Source organism: Pseudomonas sp. PDM18 (assembly GCF_014852585.1).
In the GTDB taxonomy this organism is placed as follows: Bacteria; Pseudomonadota; Gammaproteobacteria; order Pseudomonadales; family Pseudomonadaceae; genus Pseudomonas.
Genome location: NZ_JACVBX010000025.1, coordinates 25,178 through 32,136 on the forward strand (window position 1 = coordinate 25,178; position 6,959 = coordinate 32,136).

The following is a 6,959-nucleotide window of genomic DNA, read 5'->3' on the forward strand; positions in this document are numbered from 1 at the left end:
CCATGCCCGCCCCGCGCTTCTGTCCCGCTTGCGGCAGTGGCGGCCTCAGCCGCCAGTGCCCGCCGGGGGATACCCATGAGCGCCTGATCTGCGCGGGCTGCGGTTACATCCACTACGAGAACCCCAAGGTCATTGCCGGCTGCATCATCGAGCACGACGGCAAGTACCTGCTCTGCCAGCGCGGCATCCCGCCGCGCCCAGGCACCTGGACGCTGCCGGCCGGTTTCATGGAAAACGGCGAAACCACCGAACAGGCAGCCCTGCGCGAAGTCTGGGAAGAAACCGGCGTACGCGCCGACATCGTCTCGCCCTACTCCATCTTCAGCGTGCCGAAGATCAGCGAGGTCTACATCATCTTCCGCGCCAGCGTGATCGAGGAAACCGGCGAGCACGGCCCCGAGACCCTGCAGGTGAAATTCTTCGCCCCGGAAGATATCCCCTGGGAATGCATCTACTACCCGGCGATCCGGCAGATCCTCGAACGCTACATCGAGGAGCGCCAGGCCGGCGTCTACGGCATCTACATGGGCAATGACGACACCGGCAAGGTGCACTTCATCCGCTGACGCCGAACTCTCCTGTAGGAGCGTGCCATGCACACGATCCGTCGGCACGGCCGACGATCGATACCGACGCCATCGGCACCCACAAAAAACCCAAGCAAAAAAAGCCCCCGGCTCCACGAGGGAAACCGGGGGTTCAAGGGATGAAACGTCAGAACCGAATCAGTGCGCGCCCTTGGTCAGGTCGCTCTCGTTCCACTGGTCATACACGCACGCATCGGCGGCGGCCCAGCGCACGCGGACTTCGCTGCCGGGGGCCAGCGGCTGGGTGTTGCCGGAAAGCTCCTTCAGCGTCAGGGTCGCACCGCTGGCGATGACCACGCTGCAGGTCAGGCTCTCGCCGAGGAACACCGTCTCGGCCACTTTCGCCGGGATTTCGTTCCAGCCTGCCGCCAGCGGTGTGGCAGCGGCTTGAGCAGGGCTCAGCACCTGGGCTTTTTCCGGGCGCACCATCAGCAGGATGTCCTGGCCTTCGCGCAGGTTCGCGGTCGGGCGGATGGCCAATGCGCGGCCTTCGAACTCCGCCGCGGCGTTCCCGTGGGCACGGGCGCGGAGGAAGTTGGAATTGCCGAGGAACGAGGCCACGAAGGCATTCGGCGGGTTCTGGTAGAGGTCGTAGCCGCTGCCCAGGCCGACGATCTTGCCGTGGCTGAAGATGGCGATGCGCTGGGAAAGGCGCATCGCCTCTTCCTGATCGTGGGTGACGTAGACGATGGTGATGCCCAGGCGACGGTGCAGGTGGCGCAGCTCGTCCTGCAGGTCTTCGCGCAGTTTCTTGTCCAGCGCGCCGAGGGGTTCGTCCATCAGCAGGATGCGCGGCTCGTAGACCAGCGCGCGGGCAATGGCGACGCGCTGCTGCTGGCCGCCGGAAAGCTGCGCCGGGCGGCGGTGGGCGAACTTGTCCAGTTGAACCAGCTTGAGCATGGCGTCGACGCGGCGGTCGCGCTCGGCGCCCTTCTGCTTGCGGATGTCCAGCGGGAAGCCGATGTTGTCGCGCACCGAGAGATGCGGGAACAGCGAATAACGCTGGAACACCATGCCGATGTCACGCTTGTGCGGCGGCACGTTCACCAGCGACCGGCCTTCGACCAGGATTTCGCCGCTGCTGGGCGTCTCGAAGCCGGCCAGCATCGACAGCGTGGTGCTCTTGCCCGAGCCGCTGGAGCCGAGGAAGGTGAGGAATTCGCCGTCCTGGATGTCGAGGGAAATGTTGTCCACGGCGGTGAAGTCGCCATAGAACTTGTTCAGGTTGCGCAGGCTGACCAGGGTCTTCTGCTCGCGGGATTCTTGGATCACGGCACTCATGGCATTTACCTCGGCGCTCAGGCGCGGATTTCGTTGCGCCGGCGCAGGGCGGCGGCGATCACCATCACCAGCACCGACAGGCCGATCAGCAGCGTCGAAGCGACGGCGATCACCGGGGTCAGGTCCTGGCGCAGGGTGGTCCACATTTTCACGGGCAGGGTCTGCAGGGTCGGGCTGGCCATCATCACGCTCAGCACCACTTCATCCCAGGAGACCAGGAAGGCGAACAGCGCGCCGGCGACCATGCCGGGGCGGATCGCCGGGAAGGTCACCTTCATCACCGCCTGCAGGCGCGACGCCCCGCAGATCACCGCGGCGTCCTCGATGGACTGGTCGAACAGCTTCAGCGAGTTGATGATCGAGATGATGGTGAACGGCAGCGCGACTATCACGTGGCTGACCACGAAGGAGAACAGCGTGCCGGTGTAGCCGAGCTTGAGGAACAGCGCATAGACCGCCACCGCGATGATCACCAGCGGCACGATCATCGGCAGGGTGAACAGCCCGTAGAGCATCTCGCGGCCGGGGAACTTGCCGCGCACCAAGGCGAAGGCCGTGGGCAGGCCCAGGGCGACGGAGCAGATCGTGGTGAGGATCGCCACCTTCAGGCTGGCCAGCGCGGCGCTCATCCATTCGGGATTGGAGAAGAACTGGCCGTACCACTTCAGCGTCCAGCCCGGCGGCGGGAACACCAGCCACTGCGAGGAGCCGAACGACAGCAGGACGATGAACACGATGGGCAGCAGCAGGAAGGCCGCTATGGTGCCGGTCGTGAGGTAGAGACCGACGCGCATGCGCCGGCTCATGGCATTGGGTGAGAGCAGCATGGCTTACCTCGCGCTACTGGAAGCCACCGGGGATTCCGGCTGCAGCTTCAGGTAGAGGTAGAACAGCACCAGGGTGATGGCGATCAGCAGCGCGGCGGCGGCGCTGGCCAGGCCCCAGTTGAGGAAGGATTGCACCTGCTGGACGATGAACTCCGGCAGCATCATGTTCTGCGCCCCGCCCAGCAGCGCCGGGGTGACGTAGTAGCCCAGGGACATGACGAAGACCATCAGGCCACCGGAGAACAACCCCGGACGGCACAGCGGAATGAACACCCGGAAGAAGTTGGTCCAGGGGCTGGCGCCGCAGATCGAACCGGCCTGCAGCACCATCGGGTCGATGGCGGCCATGGTCGCCTGCAGCGGCAGCACGATGAACGGGATCATGATGTAACTCATGCCGATCACCACGCCGGTGAGGTTGTGCACCAGTTCCAGCGGCTGATCGATGATGCCCAGCGCCATCAGGGTCTTGTTGATCACCCCCGAGGCCTGCAGCAGCACCAGCCAGGAGTAGGTGCGCGCCAGCAGGCTGGTCCACATCGACAGCAGCACGATGTTCAGCAGCATGCGCCCCCAGCCGCGCGGCACCAGGGTGATCGCCCAGGCCAGCGGGAAGCCCAGCAGCAGGCTGATCACGGTGACCAGCGCGCCGACCGCGAAGGTGTTGAACAGCACCCGCGAGTACGCCGAGTTGGCGAACAGCTGGGCGTAGTTGTCCAGGCCCAGGGTCGGCTCCAGCACGCCGCGCAGCAGCAGGCCGATCAGTGGGGCGAGGAAGAACAGGCCGAGGAACAGCAGCGCCGGCAGCAGATTGCGGAAGCCGCGCCAGCGGTGGGTGAGCACTTCATCCTGTCGCATGGGTTCTGCCTTCGGGGCCGGCGTGCCGGCGGCGCGGGATGCGCCTCCGGTTGCCTGGCCCGGCTGCATCACAGCCATTTTCACTTGACCAGCCATTCGTTCCACCGTGCGGCGATCGCCGGGCCGTTCTTCGCCCAGTAGGCGTAGTCGAGGGTGATCTGCTCCTGCGCGTAGGCGGTGGGCAGGTTCGGCGCGAGGTCGCCCTTGAGCTGGCTGACGCTATCCAGGTTCACCGGAGCGTAGGCGGTCAGGTTGGCGAAATCGGCCTGGCCCTTGGCGCTGCTGGAATTGGCCAGGAACTTCATCGCCGCGTCCTTGTTCTTGGCGCCCTTGGGCACCACGAGGAAATCGGCCATGACCAGGTTCTGCTTCCAGCTCACGCCCACCGGCGCACCATCCTGCTGCAGGGCGTAGATGCGACCGTTCCAGAACTGACCGAGGGTCGCCTCGCCGGAGGCCAGCAGTTGCTGCGACTGCGCGCCGCCGCCCCACCAGACGATGTCCTTCTTGATGGTGTCGAGTTTCTTGAAGGCGCGGTCCAGGTCCAGCGGGTAGAGCTTGTCCTTGGCTACGCCGTCGGCCAGCAAGGCCAGTTCCAGCACGCCGGGGCTCGGCCACTTGTACAGCGCGCGCTTGCCTGGATAGGTGGTGGTATCGAACAGCGCCGACCAGTCCTGCGGCTGCTTGCCACCAACCTTGCCCTGGTTGTAGCCGAGCACGAAGGAGAAATAGAAGGAACCGACGCCATGGTCGGAGACGAAGCGCGGGTCGATGCGGTCGCGCTTGATGGTGTTGAAGTCCAGCGACTCCAGCAGGCCTTCGGCGGCGGCGCGCAGGGCGAAATCGGCTTCGACGTCGACCACATCCCACTGGACGTTGCCGCTCTCCACCATGGCCTTGAGCTTGCCGTAGTCGGTGGGGCCGTCCTGCACCACGGGGATGCCGGTGGACTGGCTGAAGGGTTCGGCCCAGGCCTGCTTCTGCGCATCCTGGGTGGTACCACCCCAGCTGACGAAGCTGAGGCTGTCGGCGCCGAAGGCAGCGGTGCCGGTTGCGCCGAGGAACGCAGCGGTCAGGACCGCCATCGCACGTTTTTTGAACACCATCTTGCTTGCCCTCATTGTTGTGATTGTTCACGGCGGTCTTCGTGGAACGCCTGTCTGGAGCAGGTGGCCGGAGCGTCGTCAGGTTGCGATGGAGTGGCGCGCTGACGGACAGAAATTGCAAGGACTACGGAATGTCATATTATGGTATTCCAAACTTTCCGCAAGTCCCCGGCGACACCGGCCATCGTGGCAGCGAAGCTTGGGTGAACACCGCGCCGTTCCTCGTGTTGCTCAGGTTATTGATTGGAAAGGAAATCTTTTTTCACACTCCCCGCATTGAAGTTTTCTGGCAAAACGCCAGCACGGCGAGCGGACGAACGGATCAGCCCTCGAAAGGCAGCGTTTCCACGACTTCCAGGTCGTAGCCGGTGAGGCCGGCGTACTTCAGCGGTGCGCCGAGGTGGCGAATCTTGCCGACGCCGATGTCCTGCAGGATCTGCGCGCCAGTGCCGACCTCGGAATAGATGCGCGACTGCGAGCGGGTGAACTGCCGCGGCGCCTGGGTGAGCTGCGGTACGCGAGCCAGTAGCGCCTGGGAGGATTCGTTGTTGGCCAGCACCACGACCACGCCGTGACCGACCTCGGCGACCTTCTGCAGGGCGGCCCAGAGGGTCCAGTTCTTCGGCCCGGTGTACTCGGCGCCGACCAGGTCGCGCAGCGGGTCGATCACGTGCACGCGCACCAGGGTTGGCTCGCCGCGCTTGATGTCGCCCATCACCATGGCCATGTGCACGCCGCCTTCGATGCGGTCCTCGTAGGTGACCAGGCGGAAGCTACCGTGCACGGTGGGCAGTTCGCTCTCGCCGATGCGCGCGACGGTGTGCTCGTTGCTCAGGCGGTAGTGGATCAGGTCGGCAATGGTACCGATGCGGATGCCGTGGCGCTTGGCGAAGGCTTCCAGGTCCGGGCGCCGGGCCATGCTGCCATCGTCGTTCATGACTTCGACGATCACCGAGGCCGGGGTCAGCCCGGCCAGGCGCGCCAGGTCACAGCCCGCCTCGGTGTGGCCGGCGCGGGTCAGCACGCCGCCTTCGCGGGCGCGCAGGGGGAAGATGTGGCCGGGCTGCACCAGGTCCTCGGCGCGGGCGCCCGGCTGCACGGCGGTAATCACGGTGTGCGAGCGGTCAGCGGCGGAGATGCCGGTGGAAACGCCGGTGGCCGCCTCGATGGACACAGTGAAGGCGGTGGAATAGGCGCTGCCGTTGGCCGGCACCATCTGCTCCAGGCCCAGGCGGGCGCAGTGCTCGTCGGTCAGCGTCAGGCAGATCAGCCCACGCGCCTCACGGGCCATGAAGTTGATCGCCTCGGGCGTGCAGCGCTCGGCAGCGAGCAGCAGGTCGCCCTCGTTTTCACGGTCTTCGTCGTCGACCAGGAGCACCATCTTGCCCTGGCGGTAGTCTTCGATGATGTCTTCGATGCGGTCGAACGGCATGGTGCGGTACTCGGCTGGATCGTGGATGAAAAAATCTGGTATACCATAATACATTTCTTATCCGAAACAGCAGCAAGCAGAGGTGAACATGAAGGCTTACTGGATCGCTCACGTCGATATCACCGACCCGGAGCAATACAGCGAATACTCCCGCCGCGCCCCGGCGGCCTTCGCCAGGTACGGCGGCAAGTTCCTCGCCCGTGGCGGCCGTTCCGAGGCCCTCGAGGGGCGCCCTACTCCTCAGCGTAGCGTGGTGATCGAGTTCGATTCCTATGAGCAGGCGGTGGCCTGCTACCGCTCGGCGGAATACCAGGAAGCCTGCGCGCACCGGCAGGGCGTGGCGAAGGCGGATATCGTCATCGTCGAGGGGTTCGAGGGGTTCGAGGGGTAAGGCCCCAGCCATGGGCGAGCGGGATTGCCGTCGGCCCTGCCGACGGATCGCTGGCATGGCCCGCTCAGTACCGCTCTGGCTCTGGCTCTGGCTCTGGCTTTGGCTTTGGCTTTAATGAGGCTTCCAGAGAAGTATCCACACGCGCCGACTGCCCCGTTCAGGAGGCCTCGTTGAAGCGAAGTTTCAGGGGTTGAGCGACATGGATGTCGCGAGAGCGCTGTCGGGCCAGGGATGGCCCGTCAGCGCGTGCCCCAGAAACTGCGCTTCAACGAGGGAATTTTTCGCCTAAGCGAAAAACCGGATGTCCGGGGCAAGCCTTCTTGGTTACTTCTTCGGCGTTTGGAAGAAGTGACTTGTAAGTTGTTTTCACCTGCTTCAGACCGCCAGTGACTAGATTTCCAGATCGTGGGCGAGCGAGGGTCGGAGCAGGGTCTTCCTGATAAACCCGAACGGTTGCCTGGGCTCAAAGCCCGTTTC

7 protein-coding genes are annotated in these 6,959 nt (G+C 64.8%); 2 read left to right on the forward strand and 5 right to left on the reverse strand.

All coding sequences use genetic code 11. From position 1 onward, the window contains the following. Positions 1-2: 2 nt before the first annotated feature. Positions 3-566: an NUDIX hydrolase gene (locus IB274_RS29145; protein ID WP_192224886.1), complete on the forward strand. Its 564-nt coding sequence runs from the start codon at positions 3-5 to the stop codon at positions 564-566. Between the two features lie 159 nt (positions 567-725). On the opposite strand, the gene IB274_RS29150 is transcribed toward IB274_RS29145, so the two are convergent. The 5 genes from IB274_RS29150 to ribBA form a co-directional block, all read right to left on the reverse strand. Then, a complete protein-coding gene (locus tag IB274_RS29150) occupies positions 726-1,868 on the reverse strand; it encodes an ABC transporter ATP-binding protein (RefSeq protein WP_192436243.1) in 1,143 nt (380 codons plus the stop codon). 17 nt (positions 1,869-1,885) lie between these two features. Then, a complete protein-coding gene (locus IB274_RS29155; protein WP_192436244.1) occupies positions 1,886-2,695 on the reverse strand; it encodes an ABC transporter permease in 810 nt (269 codons plus the stop codon). Positions 2,696-2,698: 3 nt separating this feature from the next. After that, positions 2,699-3,649, reverse strand: coding sequence for an ABC transporter permease (locus IB274_RS29160; protein WP_192436245.1), 951 nt, complete (start codon positions 3,647-3,649; stop codon positions 2,699-2,701). Further along, positions 3,634-4,659: a polyamine ABC transporter substrate-binding protein gene (locus IB274_RS29165; protein ID WP_192436246.1), complete on the reverse strand. Its 1,026-nt coding sequence runs from the start codon at positions 4,657-4,659 to the stop codon at positions 3,634-3,636. Before IB274_RS29165 ends, IB274_RS29160 begins: the two co-directional genes overlap by 16 nt. A gap of 322 nt (positions 4,660-4,981) precedes the next feature. Continuing rightward, positions 4,982-6,091, reverse strand: a complete 1,110-nt coding sequence (ribBA, locus tag IB274_RS29170; RefSeq protein WP_192436247.1) for a bifunctional 3,4-dihydroxy-2-butanone-4-phosphate synthase/GTP cyclohydrolase II — start codon at positions 6,089-6,091, stop codon at positions 4,982-4,984. Positions 6,092-6,179: 88 nt separating this feature from the next. Here ribBA and IB274_RS29175 point away from each other — a divergent pair, with 88 nt between their 5' ends. Continuing rightward, complete coding sequence (locus tag IB274_RS29175; RefSeq protein WP_192436248.1) at positions 6,180-6,482, forward strand: DUF1330 domain-containing protein; 303 nt, start codon at positions 6,180-6,182, stop codon at positions 6,480-6,482. The last annotated feature ends 477 nt before the right edge of the window (positions 6,483-6,959 follow it).

What these genes read in the sequence shown, in the direction of transcription:
- IB274_RS29145 (WP_192224886.1), top strand. Translation starts at nt 3, where the DNA reads ATGCCCGCCCCGCGCTTCTGTCCCGCTTGCGGCAGTGGCGGCCTCAGC.
- IB274_RS29150 (WP_192436243.1), bottom strand. Translation starts at nt 1,868, where the DNA reads ATGAGTGCCGTGATCCAAGAATCCCGCGAGCAGAAGACCCTGGTCAGC.
- IB274_RS29155 (WP_192436244.1), bottom strand. Translation starts at nt 2,695, where the DNA reads ATGCTGCTCTCACCCAATGCCATGAGCCGGCGCATGCGCGTCGGTCTC.
- IB274_RS29160 (WP_192436245.1), bottom strand. Translation starts at nt 3,649, where the DNA reads ATGGCTGGTCAAGTGAAAATGGCTGTGATGCAGCCGGGCCAGGCAACC.
- IB274_RS29165 (WP_192436246.1), bottom strand. Translation starts at nt 4,659, where the DNA reads ATGGTGTTCAAAAAACGTGCGATGGCGGTCCTGACCGCTGCGTTCCTC.
- ribBA (WP_192436247.1), bottom strand. Translation starts at nt 6,091, where the DNA reads ATGCCGTTCGACCGCATCGAAGACATCATCGAAGACTACCGCCAGGGC.
- IB274_RS29175 (WP_192436248.1), top strand. Translation starts at nt 6,180, where the DNA reads ATGAAGGCTTACTGGATCGCTCACGTCGATATCACCGACCCGGAGCAA.